Source organism: Cutibacterium sp. KB22876, assembly GCF_059728865.1.
The window spans coordinates 2,046,897-2,064,134 of record NZ_AP040858.1; the positions used below are offsets into that span (position 1 = coordinate 2,046,897).

The window sequence follows — 17,238 nt, forward strand, 5'->3', positions numbered from 1 at the left end:
GGCCATGGTGTGGCGTTCGAGGCCCTCGAACGCCGATGACATGGTCCCCACGAACGGGACTGTGGCACAGGGGTCACGATTCGGTCGCCAGTGGGGAATTGCGCGCATCAAGCGCGCTTGCCTCACCACTATAACGCACGAAGCGGATCGCATTCACACAAGGCGTCAGAGGAAATGAACGCCTTCACCGAGAACAAGATCGTGGACGACGAAACCAGTGGTGTCGACGTCCCATCCTCCCTCGAACTGATCACGGGTCCCCAGGGCCAGGACGGTGGGTCCGGCGCCGGAAATGACGGTAGCAACACCACGGTCGCGCAAAGCGTCCATGAGCGCAGCTGACTCCGGCATGAGAGTGCGACGGTAAGGCTGATGCAGCCAGTCCTGAGTGGCGGCCAACAAATGCTCTGGCGAGGTCGTCAGGGCCGTGACCAGGAGAGAAGCAGCCAGAACTTGATGCACGGCGTCGGCACGGTCAACCTGCCCAGGAAGGACCTGGCGTGCCAGCGCGGTAGGCACATGGCGATCAGGAACGAAGACACGGAAGATGATTGACGGGTTGACGGCCAGCCCGATGTGGTTGACGACTCCCCCACTCAACCAGGCCAGCTGGGCCCCACCGAGGATGGCCGGGGCAGCGTTGTCCGGATGTCCCTCGATGGCAGCCGCCATCGTCAGTAGCTCGGTGCGGTCCAACGGCACTCCCGGACGCACCAGTCCCCAAGCCAAGGCCAATCCGGACACGATTGCCGCGGCTGAGGAGCCGAGGCCACGGCTCTGCGGAATGGCATTGAAAGCGGTCAGGTGCAACCCAGCATCCGGGCGGGGGTAACCCAGTTCCACCAACCCCTGTCGCAACGTTGCGACGACAAGGTGAGATTCATCATGCGGGACAGTGTCGGCCCCCTCCCCCGCCACATCAATCTGCACCCCGGGGTGATCAAGGACTTCGACTCCAACCTCGTCCCACAGGTCCAACGCCAGACCCATGCAGTCATAGGCAGGGCCCAGATTGGCCGAGGTGGCAGGAACACGTACCCGCACGCTGTCAGGCATCGTCAACCTCTCAGGAGTGGAAATCCAACAAAGCTGCGACCTTGTCGGTCGACGCCTCGACGGCCTCGGTCGACAAGGTGGTGCGGCTCAGAGCAGTGTCAATGTCCTTGAGGCCATTGCCCGTCACAGTGATGACGATGCGCTGACCGGGCTCCAGACGGCTCTCGGACTTCAGCTTGAGAAGACCGGCCACACCAGCTGCCGATGCCGGCTCCACAAAAATACCCTCGCGAGCTGCCAGGAAAGCCTGCGCGTCGAGGATCTGCTCATCGGTGACGGCCTCGATGAGGCCGTTCGACTCATCGCGGGCGGTCAGGGCGAGATCGCCGGATGCCGGACGACCAATACGAATGGCCGTGGCCACCGTCTCGGGATCGTCGACGTTGTGCCCGAGTACCAGCGGAGCGGCCCCAGAGGCCTGGAAACCAAACATCCTCGGGGCGTGGCGGGCCGGGCCGTCAGCGGCGTACTCGCGGTAGCCCTTCCAATACGCGGTGATGTTTCCTGCGTTACCGACGGGCAGGGCGTGGATGTCAGGGGCATCGCCGAGGACATCGACGATCTCGAAGGCAGCCGTCTTCTGCCCCTCGATGCGGTACGGGTTGACCGAGTTCACCAGGGACACCGGGAAGTTCTCGGCCAGCTCGCGAGCGATGCGAAGACAATCGTCGAAATTCCCGAGGACCTGAATGATGCGACCGCCATGGACGACGGCCTGGGCAAGCTTGCCAGCTGCGATCTTTCCCTGGGGAAGAAGCACGACTGGGGTCATGCCAGCCCGGGTCGCGTAGGCCGACGCCGAGGCCGAGGTGTTGCCCGTGGAGGCACACACGACTGCTTTGGAACCATCAGCAAGCGCCTTCGTCATGGCCATCGTCATGCCCCGGTCCTTGAAGGAACCGGTCGGGTTGGAACCCTCGACCTTGATCCACACCGAGGAGTCGAGCTCGGCACCCAGACGCGGCACCGGCACCAACGGCGTGGAGCCCTCCCCCAGGGTGACGATCTCGTCGATACCGTCCATCGGGAGACGGTCTCGGTAGTTCTCGATGACGCCGAAGGGACGCTTCTGCTGGGTCATGATCACATTCCCTCCACTCGGATGACGCGGGGATCAGAGTTGACGTAATGGTGTCCGGTGAGTTCGTCGACGCATTCCTTCACGTCGCACTCTCGGGCCTCGTGGGTGAGAATCTTGAGGGTCGCGGACCAGCCATCGACGCGGTCATTGCCCTCCACCGCCGACTGCTGCACGGTCTGCAAGGAGACGCCATGGCTCGCGAAGATCTTCGCGACCTCGGCGAGGACCCCAGGCTCGTCGCGTACCTGCAGGCGCAGGTGGAACCTGGTGTGAACCTCGGCGATGGGCAGAATCGGGAACTCGCCGTAGACGTCCTGAGGCGGACCGGCAACTCCTCGAACCAGGTTACGAGCCACCGTCACCAGATCACCCATCACAGCAGAAGCCGTCGGGGAGCCACCCGCACCTGGGCCGAGGAACATCAGCTGCCCAGCCTCGCGAGCTTCCACGAAGACAGCGTTGAAGGCGCCAGAGACTCCGCCCAGCGGGTGGGCGGCAGGAACCAGAGCCGGATGAACGCGAGCAGAGATGCCGTCAGGACCGGCCTGGCAGACGGCAAGCAACTTGATGACGCAGTCCATGTCCCGAGCGGCGGCAATGTCCTCCCGGGTGATGGCAGTGATGCCCTCCCGGTACACCTGGTCGCCGCGCATGCGCGTGTGGAACGCCAAGGTGGACAGCAGGGCCGCCTTGGCGGCGGCGTCATATCCCTCGACGTCGGCCGTCGGATCGGCCTCGGCATATCCCTTGGCCTGCGCCTGGGCCAGGGCGTCGTCGAAACCTGCTCCCGTGGTCGTCATCTGGTCAAGGATGTAGTTCGTCGTGCCATTCACGATTCCCATCACTCGGGTGATCTGGTCACCGACAAGCGACTCGCGCAGCGGCCTGACGATCGGGATGGCTCCGGCCACTGCGGCCTCGTAGTAGAGGTCGACGCCATGGTCCTCGGCGACCGCGTGCAGTTCCGTGCCATGGGCAGCCAGCAGAGCCTTGTTGGCAGTGACGACGGAATGTCCCTTCTCCAGGGCAGCCGTCAGGAGCTGACGTGCGGGGTCGATGCCACCAATGAGCTCGATGACGATGTCAATGTCGTCACGGTTGACCAGCGCTGTCGGGTCATCCGTGAACAGCCGCGAGTCAAGGCCCTGACGGGGGCGATCAGGATGGGCGACAGCAATGTCAGCGAGCTCGACACGACGGCCCACCCGAGCCGCGACGTCGTCACTGCGGGACTCAATCATGCGGGCCACCTGGGAGCCCACGACCCCGCACCCCAGGAGGGCCACGCGGATCGGCTGGGCTGACGCGGGACCGGTGGTGTTCGTCATCTCGTCCTCATCTCGTTGTTGTCAGCTGATGGTTGGTCAAGGGCCATGGGCCGTGTGCTTCTGTGATCCATCACGGCCACTGCACCTCGGACTTGACCGGGCCCGGATCCAGGGACAGCAGGTCATCGATGCTCTCCCGTCGCAGCAATACCGATGTGTCCGGGTGGTCTCCGATGCCGACGCGGACGACGGCTGGTCGCGGCACGTGGTTGTAGTTCGATGCCATGGACCTTGAATAGGCGCCGGCACCAGGAACTGCGATGACGTCCCCCGGCGACACGTCACCGGGGAGGTACACGTCGCGGACCAAGATGTCGCCGGCCTCACAGTGCTTTCCGACGATGCGGCACAGCACCGGGGTGACGGTCGAGGCACGGTTGGCGATGACGGCAGAGTATTCCGCAGCATAAAGAGCGGGACGAATGTTGTCGCTCATGCCGCCGTCAACCGACACGTAGATCCGTTGGGCGCCGGTGTCCAGGTCCACTGGCTTGACGGTGCCGACGGTGTACAGGGCCATCGTCGTCGGCCCGACGATCGCACGACCAGGCTCCAGGGAGATGTGGGGAACCTCCATTCCCCTACCCCGGGCCTCAAGGGTGACGATCTCCCGCAGGGAAGCAGCCAGGCTCTCAGCGGTGGCCGGAGAGTCCTGGTTGGTGTAGGCGATGCCGAATCCGCCACCGAGGTCGAGTTCCGGCAGGGCAGTGCCGGTGGCCTGCCGGAACTGTTCAAGCAGTTTCATGGTGCGACGAGCCGCCACCTCGAAACCCGCGGTGTCGAAGATCTGGGAGCCGATGTGGGAATGAATGCCCTGCAGGTCAATGACGTCACTGGTGTGGCACCTCACCATGGCCACCATGGCCGCACCATTGGTGATCGAGAAACCGAACTTCTGGTCCTCATGTGCGGTGGCGATGTACTCGTGGGTGTGAGCCTCGACGCCCGCAGTGACACGCACCATGACTCGGGCGTGCCAGCCGTTCTCTCGACACAGCTTCTCGATACGGGTGATCTCGTCCAGCGAGTCGACGATGATCCGCCCGACCCCGGTGCTGAGAGCCAGCTTGAGCTCGTCAATGGACTTGTTGTTCCCATGCAGGCCAATGCGTGCAGGATCCATTCCGCCCTGGAGCGCCGTGATGAGCTCTCCACCGGTGCAGGTGTCCAGGCAGAGGCCCTCCTCGTCGATCCAGGAGGCGACGGTGCGCGTCAAGAAGGCCTTGCCTGCGTAATAGACGTCCCAGCCTGCGAAAGCGTCGCGGAAGGTCCGGGCGCGCTGGCGGAAGTCAGCCTCGTCGAGGACGTAGAGAGGGGAACCATACTCGGCCAGGAGGTCTGTCACGGAGACGCCTGCGACGTCGACAATTCCGTCATGTCCACGTCCCGCTGACCCGGACCAGAGCGCAGGATCCAGGGCATTGACGTCATCGGGCAAGGTCAGCCACTGAGGGCCGGCAGCCGCGACATCGGCATGGACCGAGCCGGCAACGTGCATGTGCGTCATGGTTCCACCTTGCCAGAGGGTGACGACAGGGCCAGCGGGTGTCCACGTTCGTCGCCATGAATGGCGTATCATCCCACCAATGCGCTAAAGTCGACGGACGGTCGGGGTCCACGGACCCATCGGCTCCCGTAGCTCAGGGGATAGAGCACCGCCCTCCGGAGGCGGGAGCGAGGGTTCGAATCCCTCCGGGAGCGCCCACCAGTGACGCAGCGAGACACCAGCTCTGACCGGGTAGGGTTTCACATCGTGCGAGCCCTTGCCACCGAATCCCCTCGTCAGAGATCACGAGCCGCCCTGTTTTCCGGGGCCGGTGTCATCATGCTGTGGGTCGCCGGACGCATGACTATGCTCCATGTCTTCATCAAACCCTCGTCGAACTACATCACCGGGGATGTGCAGTACTACCTGTGGTGGATGCAGGGCGGACAGCCCGATCCAGTGGTTCTTCCGGAATACCCGCTTCCTGTCGTGTGGTTCCTGCGTGCCTTGCACTGGTCTGCCGGTGACTCCTACTTCATACCGGCATTCGCCACGACGATGCTGCTGCTTGACGCACTGCTTGCTGTCGCCATGTGGATCCACGGCCACCGAGCCGGCGCTCTGTGGTGGATTGTCCTGGTGCCATTCCTCGGACCCATCATGTGGAATCGCTTCGACATGGTGCCCGCCGTTTGCATGGGGTTGGCAGCTCTCTGGTACCGCCGTCACCCGGCCGCGTGTGGCGTCATGATCGCCTTGGGTGCCGCGGTGAAGTTGTGGCCGGCCCTTCTCGTCCTTCCCATGATTTCCCGGCACAAGGCGGCCATCCGACGCCTGATCGCATTCGGCGCGACTGGTGTCGCACTCGCACTGGCCTCGTTGCTGGACGGTGGATGGGGCCGCCTCGTGTCCCCATTGACGTGGCAGTCGGGCCGGGGACTTCAAGTCGAATCCGTACCCGCCACCGTCCCCGTGTACCAACACTTCAAGAATCCCGACGGTGGTTACAAGGTCGAGATGTCGAAGTACAACGCCTTCGAGATCTTTGGCCCGGGTGCGTCTACGTGGCAATCACTCTCGACCATCCTCATGGCCCTCACTGTGGCACTGGCGATCGGGGTGGCCCTTCTCTCGTGGCGACGCAACGGTCTTGACCACCGCAGCGCAGTGCTGGCTGATCTCGTCATCATCGGCGCTCTCATCATCGCCAACAAGACGTTGTCCCCCCAGTACTTCGTGTGGTGGGCCGCGCCAGCCGCCATGGTTCTCGATCGAGTCTCTGGTGAGAACACCTCTGAGAACCCTCCCGATCCGAACACCCTGTCCTGGGCCCAGACATGGTGCTGGACCGCCGCAATGTTCCTTCTCATCACGGCTTTCTTGACGCAGCAGGTGTACCCACTGAATTACGCTGGCATCATCGGCTTGCCTCCCAGTCGCATCAGCACGAACCTCCTGGTCAGCCGCAACATCATGACCATCGTGACCTTCGTAGCTTGTGTTGTTGCGTTCTTCGCGAGCCTTCGCATGCACCGTCCCGCCCAGCCGACATCGGCCCCGACGAAACCAGTCCACGCTACGCTGGACGAGCGGTGACCAATATCACATTTTGGTGATCGGGAATGAGTGTTCCTCGATGTGCCCAAATTGTTGGGATGGCCTGGTCAATCCGGCTACGATCATCACGTCTGGGTCCATGGACACAGACAGAGCAGCGCAGCTCGGAGGGCCTTTCCAGAGGTTCCGCGAGTGCTTGACACGACGGTTTGACGGAAGAAGGCAGTGGTGAGTCCCGCCCCACACGACAAGTCCAACAACTCTCCTGATTTTGGAGCCAACGACTGGCTCATCGAGGAGATGCGTGACCAGTACCAGAATGATCCGAGTTCGGTCGATCCTGCTTGGGCCACATTTTTTCACCACGAGGCGGCCCAGGCGTCCGATGAGGTGACCGGATCGGCAGCCGGCGAACAGCCTGCTCGTCAGGATCCCAAGCCTGAACCGGCTCCCAACCCAGTCGCTAATCAGAAGCCTGCTCCGGCTGCGAAGGCCGAGCCCAAGCCGGCTCCCAAACCCGCTGCATCAACCGCCCCCACCCCGACACCGAAGGTCAAAGACATGGCATCGAAGCCCGAACCATCAAAGACCTCCCGCGAGCCTGCCCGTCCTCTTCTGACGGCTGACGCCCCGCGTCACAGCGCCAAGCTGGAAACTGTCGAGCCCACGGTGACGAAGATGAAGGGTGCGCCGATGCGCACCGCCAAGAACATGGATCAGTCGCTGACCATGCCGACGGCCACCACGGTGCGTGACGTACCGATGCAGCTCGTCATCGAGCAGCGCACCATGATCAACAACTTCCTTCGCAAGGCCAAGGGCGGCAAGATCTCCTTCACCCACATCCTCGCCTATGCGATGGTGCAGGCGCTCAAGACCGTTCCGGCGATGAACAACGCCTATGCAGAGATCGACGGCAAGCCTCACCTCATCGAGAACCATCAGATCAACCTCGGCATGGCCATCGACGTCGTCAACAAGGACGGCTCCCGCAAACTCGTGGTGCCCGCCATCAAGGGCGCCGAGCAGATGGACTTCCTCGACTTTTGGCGTGCCTACGAGGAGATCGTCCGCAAGGGTCGCACCAATGAGCTGACCATCGAGGACTTCAAGGGAGTCACGGCCTCCCTGACGAACCCAGGCGGTTTCGGAACCAACCATTCCATTGCCCGCCTCATGCCTGGTCAGGGCATGATCCTCGGCGTCGGATCGATCGACTACCCAGCTGCCTACCAGGGCAACTCCCCCACCCGTATGGCGGAGCTGGGCATCTCCAAGGTGACGACCCTCACCTCTACCTACGATCACCGCATCATCCAGGGCGCCCAGTCCGGCGAATTCCTGCGTCGCATGCACCAGCTGCTCTTGGGTGCTGATCGCTTCTACGAGAACATCTTCGAATCCCTGCGTATCCCCTACGCTCCGGTCCAGTGGGCGAGCGACCGTCAGGCCAACCGCCCCGACCAGGTCGGCAAGCAGGCTCGCGTCATCGAACTCATCGACTCCTGGCGTCGCTTCGGCCATTTGTCCGCCGACATCGATCCCATCGAGTACCGGCCGCGGTTCCACCACGACCTCATGCTCAACAGCCACGGCCTCACCCTGTGGGACATGGACCGCACCTTCCCGATCGCGAACTTCGCCGGGCAGCGTCGCGCCATCATGACCCTGCGTGAGATCCTCACGATCCTGCGTGACTCCTACGCCTCGACGATGGGCATCGAGTACATGCACATCGCTGATCACGAGCAGCGCAAGTGGTTCCAGGATCGTTTCGAGAAGGAGCACCAGCCCCTCTCCCGCGAGATGCACCTGCAGATCCTCGACCAGCTCAATGAGGCCGAGATCTTCGAGACCTTCCTGCAGACCAAGTTCGTCGGTCAGAAGCGGTTCAGCCTCGAGGGTGGCGAGTCGGCCATCGTCCTGCTGGCCGCACTGTGCAACCTGGCTGCCGACGACAGCCTCAACGAGGTCTGCATCGGCATGCCTCACCGTGGTCGTCTCAACGTGCTGGCCAACATCATCGGCAAGTCCTACGGGCAGATCTTCCGTGAGTTCGAGGGCAATGCCGAGCCGGTGAACTCCCAGGGATCGGGTGACGTCAAGTACCACCTCGGTGACGAGGGTGAGTTCACCGCAGCCTCCGGCAACACCATCAAGGCCTCGGTTGCCGCCAACCCGAGTCACCTCGAAGCCGTCGATCCTGTCCTCGAGGGCATCTGCCGGGCCAAACTCGACGCTCTGGGCAACCCGGACAACTTCCCGGTCCTGCCAATCCTCATGCATGGTGATGCTGCCTTCTCGGGTCAGGGTGTCGTCTACGAGACCCTGCAGATGAGCCAGCTCGAGGGATACCGCACCGGTGGCACGATCCACGTCATCGTCGACAACCAAGTCGGATTCACCACCTCGCCCCGTGACGGACGTTCCTCGACCTACTGCACCGACGTTGCCAAGGCCGTTGGGGCTCCGGTCCTGCACGTCAATGGAGATGACCCCGCCGCGGTGGTCCACGCTGCTCGTATTGCCTACGAGTATCGCCAGATCTTCCACCGTGACGTCGTCATCGACGTGGTCTGCTACCGCCGCCGCGGCCACAATGAGGGTGACGATCCCAGCTTCACCCAGCCGCACATGTACGACCTCATCGCTGAGAAGCGTTCGACCCGAAAGCTCTACACCGAGAGCCTCATCGGTCGTGGTGACATCACCGACGAGGACGCCGATGCCGTGATGTCGAAGTTCCGGTCTCGCCTCGAGACAGTTTTCAAGGAGGTCCGTGAGGCCACCTCGAAGCCCGAGCCCTACAGCGGCGTTCCGGACTACCCGGTCAAGCACAGTGGCCTGCATCTGACCACGGTCGAGGCCGACACCTTGGAGGCCGTCGCCCGGGCTCACGAGAACCTACCGGAGACCTTCAACGCCCATCCCAAGGTTGCCCCTCAGATGACGCGTCGTGCCAAGCACATTCGCGAGGGTGGGATCGACTGGGCGACCGGCGAGATGATCGCCCTGGGCTCCTTGCTGCGTGACGGCATCCACGTCCGCCTGGCCGGGCAGGACAGCCGCCGCGGCACCTTCTCGCAGCGCTTCGCAGCCCTGGTCGATCGTGCGACCGGAGAGTTCTACGTGCCCGTCAACCACCTCGGTGGTGAGCAGGGTCACCTGGACGTCCTCGACTCCCCGCTGAACGAGTATGCGGCGATGGGCTTCGAGTACGGATACTCGGTCGCCCGTCCGGACTCCTTGGTGCTGTGGGAGGCCCAGTTCGGTGACTTCGTCAACGGAGCCCAGACGATCATTGACGAGTTCATCGCCTCGGCAGGTTCGAAGTGGGGGCAAAAGTCCGGCGTCGTCCTGCTGCTCCCCCACGGCTATGAGGGCCAGGGACCGGACCATTCCTCGGCCCGCCTGGAGCGCTTCCTCAACCTGTGCAGTGAGGGAGCCTTGGCTGTCTGCCAGCCCTCGACCCCGGCGAGCTACAGCCACCTGCTGCGTCAGCATGCCTACGTCAACAGGCACCGACCGGTCGTCATCGCGACTCCGAAGTCCATGCTGCGTAACAAGATGGCGACCTCTGACCCGGAGGAGTTCACCACTGGCAAGTGGCGCCCGGTTCTGCCCGATCCGTCCATCACTGATCCGTCGGCCGTCACCAGGATCATCCTCTGCTCAGGCAAGGTGCGTTGGGAACTCGTCAAGCAGCGCAAGGCTGCCGGGCTCGACGGTCAGCTGGCCATCATCCCGCTGGAGCGGCTCTACCCGCTGCCGGACAAGGAACTGGCCGAGGTGCTCGAGCCCTACAGCAATGTCACTGACGTTCGCTGGGTGCAGGAGGAGCCGGAGAACCAGGGTGCTTGGTACTACGTCCTCACTCATCTGCCCCACGCGATGTCCGACAAGCTGCCTGGCTTCTTCGATGGCCTGACAGCCGTGACGCGCCCGCCGTCCTCGGCCCCCTCCGTGGGCCAGCACAGTGTGCACGTCCGCGAGGAGCAGGAGCTGCTCGAGAAGGCCATGGCCTGACCCGCCCGAACACCACCACGGCGCCATCCCATGAGGGGTGGCGCCGTGGCGCATGCTGTGGTGCATTATTGTGCCCATGTATTTCACCGACAGGGGCATTGAGGAACTGGAAGATCGTCGCGGAGACGAGGAAATCACCGTCGCGTGGTTGGCCGACGAGCTACGTCACTTCGTCGACCTCAACCCGGAGTTCGAAGTCCCCGTTGAGCGTCTGGCCACCTTCCTCGCCCGACTCGACGACGAGGACGACTGAGCCACCACGAGCCCGGAACCGATGCGGTGACGACTGGCTGCGGGGCAATCAGTCCCGCAGCCAGGCTCGCGACCGTGGCGACAAGGAAGCTATGACAGCCGCAGCCGGGATGACGGCCAGGATCCAGAACCACACCGGGCCACCTGAACGCTGCAGTGATACCAGGACAACGACGTGTAGTAGACCACTGGCGACCATGAGCCCCTGCGCCGGCGGTCGTCCCTTCACGGCCATCCAGCCGACCAGCACGACGAGAGCGGCATAGATGATGAGCATCGCGCCTACTCCGGCGCTGAAGACGTCGCGACCACTCACCATGACCGCGATGTCCACCACGAGGAGGGCAATCGCGCAGATCCAGGTCGCCACCACCGCGACCAGGACCGATACCGGGATGCCGCCGCGCAACGCTGACGATCGTGAATCCTGCTCACTTGACGGAATCATTGTTTTGCTCCTGCACGGGTGGACCGACGACGTATCATAATTGAACTGGCCGCGAACTCCTCGAAGCGTCCTCGCCTGGACCGACGTTCATCGTGTCCGAGCGATTCGTGGGAGGATGTTCGTCCTTCGGTGGATGCTCTTGCCAAAACATTCGACGGTTGCCAGACTTTCATGGTTGCCCGCCGAATGGCCACTCGTCGGTCGTACGGCATGACGGGTCATCCACCCGCACATCACACGTGCCCCGGGTTGCGCTGGGGAGAAGGAGTCGAAGAGGCATGGACTGGCGCCACAGAGCTGCCTGCCTTAGTGAGGATCCCGAGCTGTTCTTCCCGATTGGGAACACTGGCCCGGCCCTTGCCCAGATCGAGGAGGCGAAGAAGGTCTGTGCCCGGTGCGAGGTTCGCGCCGAGTGCTTGGCCTGGGCTCTGGAAGCCGGCCAGGATCACGGTGTGTGGGGCGGCATGAGCGAGGATGAGAGGCGCGCGATCAAGCGTCGTCAGTCCCGCTCCCGCGTTCGTCGTTCCTGACTCAGCTCAGACAGGCAGCCCGGAATCATTCGAATCCGTTCCGGGACAACCATCGGTCGCGTCACATACTCACGACCGGTCAAGCGGAATCATGAGCTTGGCGCAGGTTCCCACGCCGTCAGGATTGTTTTCGAGGGTGAAGGTTCCACCGAGGTCCTGGACCAACGTCGTGACGATGGACAGCCCCAAGGAGCTGCGGTGCTGGTCGAGTGAGAATCCCTCCGGCAGGGGACTTCCGTCGTTGACGATGTCGACGACCAGCGAATCCTCGGTGCGGTAGGGACGCACGATGACGTTTCCCGACGAGGAATCCAAGCTGTGCTCGATGGCGTTCTGGCACAGCTCCGTCGTTGCCAAGGACAAGGCTGTGGCGGTCTCGGCAGGAACACTGCCGAAGCTCCCTTCACGCCGTGCCGCCACGGACCCCGAAGATGCCGCGACGTCTCCGACCATGTGGAGAATGCGATCGGCAACCTCGTCGAAAGCCACCTGCTCCTCGAAGTTCTGCGACAGGATCTCGTGCACCACGGCGATGGCCGAGACTCGCCCCATGGCCTGTCGGAGAGCTTCCTTGGCATCCGGATTCTTCATCCGCCGCGACTGCAGACGCAGGAGAGCCGCCACGGTCTGCAGGTTGTTCTTCACCCGGTGATGGATCTCGCGGATCGTGGCGTCCTTGGTGACGAGCTGACGATCTCGGTCCCGCAACTCGGTGAGGTCGCGGATGAGAATCATCGTTCCTGCCGAGACCTCGACGTCGTCCAACCAGGTCTGCAACGGAATGACGCGGGCACGCAGGGTCGCCTCGGAATTCTCAATATCGGTCTCGGAAAGCCAACGACCCTCCAGATCAAGGGTGAAGGACTGACCAACTTCACGCACCTTGGGGCACAGGTCCCGAACCATCGGGATGAAGTACTCGCCGTCCAAGTCTCCTGTCAGGCCCAAGCGTCGAAAGGCCGACAGGGCATTCGGGCTAGCAAAGGTCACCATTCCTGTGGATGCGACCCGGATGACCCCGTCCGTGACCTTCGGCGCCAGAGCCCTGTCAAAGTCCGGGAAGAGTGGGAACCGGCCGTGATGAAGCATCTCCGACAGGATGTCGGCAATCTCAAGGTAGTTGTCCTCGGTGCTTCCGGGAGCTCGCACCCCCATCTGGTTGGTGTGTCTTTCGACCACGGCGATGACATCGTCATGACGAATGACGGGAATCGCCCAGACGTCCACAGGAATACCCGCCGACAGCTTGTTGTCGCTGGTCTCGCACATCTCGGCGCTCATGAACGCCTCGGTGACCAGGCTCTCGTCGTCGTAGGAGACCGACTCACCGACGACGTCGTCCTCCAGGGCCGTCGGGCCGGTGTCCGGACGTACCTGGGCGGCTGCCCAGAACACATTGGGGTCCTTGTCCGGAACCCACAGGATGAGATCCGAGAAGGACGTGTCAGCGAGCATCTGCCAGTCGTCGACAAGTTCCTCGAGCCACGTGATGTCGGCGGCAGCGAGGCTGGTCCGGTCAGCGACCAAACGATTGATGGCAGGCATGCCGTCACTCTAGTGACCAGAATCCAGCCAGCTCCAACTGGCATCAACGTGTCGACGAATGTGCGTTTCAATTTGGGCCAGGCCCGCCCCATACGGCAGAATTGATCGTCGTTGCCGCGTATCCGCGCGGACCCTCCTTCATCAGTAGGGAGGCTTCTGACCCCTCAGGAAGGAGAGCGCCATGGGCAAGACTGGTCGTAAGCGTCGTGCGCGTCGCAAAAAGGGCGCCAACCACGGCAAGCGTCCCAACGCCTGAGTTTTTGGGATGACGAGGCCCCCGTCCATATGGACGGGGGTCTTTTACTAATCAGCGGTCTCAGGCCTGCCAGCTATGGGACACCTGCATCTGTACGACTCGGATTCTCAGTTGCATCGGTGCAGCTACAGAGCGACGACGGCGCGCACCATGAGCGCGATTCTCACCCAGTGCGTCAACCAATGACGCGACGATGGCCACGAGCGAGCCCATAAACAGACTTACAATCAACAACCCCAGGAGCAGGTGCGGTTATTGCACCCCACCGTGTGACATGTGTTCGCATGGGCGTTAACTACGCTTCACCTCACTGTGCTTAAAGTTGTGGCTCAGAGAGGGGACCATGAACCATCACCACGACGATAAGCACCTATCGCCTGACGAACTCGAGGATGTCCGTCACCGCGGCGACGAAGAACTGGCCCGCCTGAGCTTCAGCCGCCGTTCGATCCTGCAGGTCGGCATGGCCGCGGCAGCCAATGCGATGGTCACTGGCTTCGCACTACAAGGCGCCCAAGCCGCCGCCGCTCCTAACAAGGACTCAATCGATCCCGACAAGCTGCTCTGGCTAATCGGCGATCACCACGTCCACACCCAGTGGAGCTACGACGCAAAGTACCGGATTAAGGATCAGTTGGATGCCGCCGAGTACTTCGGCTGCGACTGGGTGGTGTTTACGGAGCACTCCAACTTCGTGCATGCCGACCCAGGTGTGTTCAACTCCCATAAAGAGATCGAGGCCGAGCGTAAGGCACGCAAGAACTTGCTCATCTTCCAGGGCCTGGAGTGGTACATCCCCGCGGCTGAGCACGGCACGGTCTTCGTCACCGGTAAGAACGAAGCGAAGATTCTCCGTGCGTTCGAACTTGCCTACGACGGCAAATTGAACGGTTGGGAGAAACCGAAGGTCGGCAGTCCTGAGGAAGCCGAGCAGGAGACGATGGCCGCCGCCGGCATCGCCTGGCTCGGCAAGCAGAAGGCTGAGGGCAAGATCGACGACGTCCTCGTCCTCGCAAACCACCCAATGCGTTTGGGCATTGACTCCCCCGACGAGTTCCGTCTGTGGCACGACGCCGACCCGCACGTCATGATCGGCATGGAGGGTGCGCCAGGCGCGCAGGGTTACCCGTACGGCCGTAACGTCGGCAATGGCGATATGCGCGGGGAATACACCCACGATCCGCGTGAGGACTCCTACCCCGGTTACAAAGCTGAGCACATGCGACCGTATGGCGGTTGGGACTGGCTGACGGCCACCGTGGGCGGATTCTGGGACTCCATGCTGGCTGAGGGACGCCGCTTCTACATCACCGCGAATTCGGACGCCCACCTCGCCTCGTGGCACACGTGGCGTCTGGGCGACTACCCGAAGAAGCCGGAGTACGACAACGCCAAGAACGAGAACGTGCAGATGAAGCTCCTCGGCGGGCGCCGTCCGCACCCGATTGACACCGCGACGGGTGAGGTCGCCGGCGATCTGTTGATCAAGAACCCCGACGGTTCGGTCGGCATCTCCGGTGATCTGCTGCGCAGCCCTGAGGACGCGAAGTTGTACAAGGACGCGCAAAAGGTCCGCGCCGAGATCGACGCGAAGACCCCCGAGGGCGAGGAGCCGAAGTATCCGGAGCCCCTCATTGACCCACAAGGTGGTTCGGACTTCTGGCCCGGCCAGTTCACCCGCATCCACGCAGGTGCAACGGAACGCAGCTACACCGCCGTCATGGATGCGCTGCGCGCAGGCCGCGTATGGGCCAGCCACGGCCAGCTCATCAAAAGCTTCATCGCCAAGGTGAGCGCAAATGGTCGAGTCGTCACGCTCGGTGACACGATTGAGGCGTCGAAGGGCGGCAAGATCACCGTCGAGCTGACGATCGAGACGGCGACCGAGCCGGTCAAGAGCATCAAGATGTCACCGAAGGAACCGAAGGCTACGGACCCGACGGTGGGTGTCGAGTGGGTGCCGGAACTGGCATTCGTGGACATCATCGGAGGGCCAATCACTGGCCCGGTTGCGGATCGTGAGACGCTGCGGGCACCTGAGACCCGCGTACTGCACACGTTCAAGACGAAGGGTCAGAAGGGCAAGCTCGTCCTCACACACGAGTTCAAGGATCTCAAGGAGGACTTCTACATCCGTTTCCGCGGCTCCGACGGCAAGCGCACTGGCGCTGGATACCACGGCGCGGATGTGGATCCGCACGGTCCAATCATGCACGACGGCACGGCCCGCGCGGGCAATCCATGGGTGGATACCTGGTTCTACGCGAACCCGGTGTTCGTGAAGGTGGTCGACCCTGCGTCGCCCAGCTCCTCGCCATCCGCAACCCCGGCGAAGGCCCCATCGCAGCCCGCCTCGCGCAAACCCACACCGACGACTGCCCCGACTGCCGATCCAGGTGAATCGAGCCCGCCCGTTAAGCGGCCGAAGCTACCCAACACTGGTAATTAGAACCTCATCAAACCTCAGGTTTGTGCATCCCGTACTCGCGACTGGCATGGGATGCACAAACGTGTGTTTCAGTTGGTGATGGAGGAGGTCATGTCGCAAGATCTCCCCCGTCATTGACGCCAGTCCCCTGACGTCCTGCGTGGTGGTGATTCCTCCACACAATTGACTATCCCCGAGGACCACACCCCTGCTTGTGCGTAAGGGGTCTTTTACTAGTCAGCGGTCTCCGGCCTGCCAACGATAGGACACCTGCATCTGCACGACGCGGGTTCTCAACTGCATCGGTGCGGCAACGGTGCGATTGCATCGTCTGAGGGCTCGGGACACGGCTGCTTCCATGTCCGCCTCGTCCATGCAGCTCTCACAGGCCGCGATGTGACGACGGAAGGCGTCGGCCTCTTGTTCGCTCATCTCGCCGTGCAAGAACTCCTGGAGGTGGTCGATGACCCAACAACAGGACTCCTCGTCACCATTAGACAGCGTCATCGTGATCCCTCCTTTCCTGCACTACGCGCCAATTCCGGACGACCAAGGTCCTCCTCGTCAATCTGACCGGCATGAGGGCCAATCCCCCGCGCCCCGGCGACGTCGACCAACTGCTTTCGCAACTGCTTACGGGCACGATTGAGCCGACTCATGACCGTCCCGATTGGCGTTCCCATGATCTCGGCGATCTCCTTGTAGGCGAATCCCTCGACATCGGCCAACAGAACAACCTGCCGGAACTCGTCGGACAGCCCGTCGAGAGCGTCAAGGATCTGCTGGTCGGGCAGCCCGTCCAAGGCTTCCAATTCGGCGGACCGAAGCCCATTGCTGTCATGGGAGGCCGCCCGCGCGATCTGCCAGTCCTCGATGTCCTGGTCATCTGAGGTCTGCGGTCGGCGCTGCGCTTTGCGATACGAATTGATGTAGGTATTCGTCAGGATGCGATACAGCCAGGCCTTGAGATTGGTTCCGGGACGAAATTGGTGGAATGACGCGAATGCCTTCGCGTAGGTCTCCTGGACGACATCCTCGGCGTCAGCCGGGTTTCGGGTCATCCGCAATGCAGCACCATAGAGCTGATCGAGATACTCGAGGGCGTCACGTTCGAACCGCTCGGCTCTTTCAGCCTCGGTTTCCTTGGCGACATCCACGGTGCCCGGCACGTCCCCGTGACGATCCATCCTGGGTTCGAACTGTCGTGTGGTCATCGCTGTCCAGCTTAGTGCACAGCGCCGATGA

14 protein-coding genes and 1 tRNA gene are annotated in these 17,238 nt (G+C 62.6%); 7 read left to right on the forward strand and 8 right to left on the reverse strand.

The annotated features are described in order from the left end of the window. Window positions 1–165: 165 nt before the first annotated feature. The 4 genes from thrB to lysA form a co-directional block, all read right to left on the reverse strand. The gene (thrB, locus tag AC6I1W_RS09340) at window positions 166–1,056 is read right to left on the reverse strand and encodes a homoserine kinase (RefSeq protein WP_270237290.1); all 891 of its coding nucleotides are present in this window, start codon (window positions 1,054–1,056) and stop codon (window positions 166–168) included. 10 nt (window positions 1,057–1,066) lie between these two features. Then, window positions 1,067–2,143: a threonine synthase gene (thrC, locus tag AC6I1W_RS09345; RefSeq protein ID WP_270237292.1), complete on the reverse strand. Its 1,077-nt coding sequence runs from the start codon at window positions 2,141–2,143 to the stop codon at window positions 1,067–1,069. After that, entirely contained in the window at window positions 2,140–3,465 is a 1,326-nt protein-coding gene (locus AC6I1W_RS09350) for a homoserine dehydrogenase (RefSeq protein WP_065672816.1), read from the reverse strand. The genes thrC and AC6I1W_RS09350 overlap by 4 nt, the downstream gene beginning before the upstream one ends. 70 nt (window positions 3,466–3,535) lie before the next feature. Continuing rightward, on the reverse strand, window positions 3,536–4,972 hold the full coding sequence (gene lysA / locus AC6I1W_RS09355) for a diaminopimelate decarboxylase (protein WP_117189146.1): 1,437 nt from the start codon (window positions 4,970–4,972) through the stop codon (window positions 3,536–3,538). 122 nt (window positions 4,973–5,094) lie between these two features. On the opposite strand from lysA, the gene AC6I1W_RS09360 reads away from it, so the two are divergent. The 4 genes from AC6I1W_RS09360 to AC6I1W_RS09375 all read left to right on the forward strand — a co-directional run bounded on the left by AC6I1W_RS09360 (window position 5,095) and on the right by AC6I1W_RS09375 (window position 10,787). After that, window positions 5,095–5,166: transfer RNA gene (locus AC6I1W_RS09360), tRNA-Arg, on the forward strand. A 151-nt stretch (window positions 5,167–5,317) separates the two neighbouring features. Continuing rightward, window positions 5,318–6,547, forward strand: a complete 1,230-nt coding sequence (locus AC6I1W_RS09365; RefSeq protein ID WP_270237295.1) for a glycosyltransferase 87 family protein — start codon at window positions 5,318–5,320, stop codon at window positions 6,545–6,547. Between the two features lie 186 nt (window positions 6,548–6,733). Beyond that, window positions 6,734–10,534 (forward strand): multifunctional oxoglutarate decarboxylase/oxoglutarate dehydrogenase thiamine pyrophosphate-binding subunit/dihydrolipoyllysine-residue succinyltransferase subunit, encoded by a 3,801-nt coding sequence (locus AC6I1W_RS09370; RefSeq protein ID WP_221267856.1) that lies wholly within the window; start codon window positions 6,734–6,736, stop codon window positions 10,532–10,534. A gap of 76 nt (window positions 10,535–10,610) precedes the next feature. After that, entirely contained in the window at window positions 10,611–10,787 is a 177-nt protein-coding gene (locus tag AC6I1W_RS09375; RefSeq protein WP_171048560.1) for a DUF6104 family protein, read from the forward strand. Window positions 10,788–10,835: 48 nt separating this feature from the next. Here the strand turns inward: AC6I1W_RS09375 and AC6I1W_RS09380 are convergent, their stop codons facing one another. Beyond that, window positions 10,836–11,234: a hypothetical protein gene (locus AC6I1W_RS09380; protein ID WP_270237022.1), complete on the reverse strand. Its 399-nt coding sequence runs from the start codon at window positions 11,232–11,234 to the stop codon at window positions 10,836–10,838. Between the two features lie 278 nt (window positions 11,235–11,512). Between AC6I1W_RS09380 and AC6I1W_RS09385 the strand changes: the two genes are divergently transcribed. Beyond that, window positions 11,513–11,764 (forward strand): WhiB family transcriptional regulator, encoded by a 252-nt coding sequence (locus AC6I1W_RS09385; protein ID WP_002513444.1) that lies wholly within the window; start codon window positions 11,513–11,515, stop codon window positions 11,762–11,764. Between the two features lie 69 nt (window positions 11,765–11,833). Here the strand turns inward: AC6I1W_RS09385 and AC6I1W_RS09390 are convergent, their stop codons facing one another. Continuing rightward, a complete protein-coding gene (locus tag AC6I1W_RS09390; protein ID WP_065672819.1) occupies window positions 11,834–13,309 on the reverse strand; it encodes a sensor histidine kinase in 1,476 nt (491 codons plus the stop codon). Between the two features lie 181 nt (window positions 13,310–13,490). Between AC6I1W_RS09390 and AC6I1W_RS09395 the strand changes: the two genes are divergently transcribed. Next, a complete protein-coding gene (locus tag AC6I1W_RS09395; RefSeq protein WP_369797015.1) occupies window positions 13,491–13,565 on the forward strand; it encodes a 50S ribosomal protein bL37 in 75 nt (24 codons plus the stop codon). Between the two features lie 343 nt (window positions 13,566–13,908). Next, window positions 13,909–16,014, forward strand: coding sequence for a PHP domain-containing protein (locus AC6I1W_RS09400; protein ID WP_270237026.1), 2,106 nt, complete (start codon window positions 13,909–13,911; stop codon window positions 16,012–16,014). A gap of 216 nt (window positions 16,015–16,230) precedes the next feature. Here the strand turns inward: AC6I1W_RS09400 and AC6I1W_RS09405 are convergent, their stop codons facing one another. Together AC6I1W_RS09405 and AC6I1W_RS09410 are read right to left on the reverse strand one after the other, a co-directional pair. Further along, a complete protein-coding gene (locus tag AC6I1W_RS09405) occupies window positions 16,231–16,506 on the reverse strand; it encodes an anti-sigma factor RsrA (protein ID WP_171048569.1) in 276 nt (91 codons plus the stop codon). Next, on the reverse strand, window positions 16,497–17,207 hold the full coding sequence (locus AC6I1W_RS09410; RefSeq protein ID WP_016667739.1) for a sigma-70 family RNA polymerase sigma factor: 711 nt from the start codon (window positions 17,205–17,207) through the stop codon (window positions 16,497–16,499). Before AC6I1W_RS09410 ends, AC6I1W_RS09405 begins: the two co-directional genes overlap by 10 nt. Window positions 17,208–17,238: the final 31 nt, after the last annotated feature.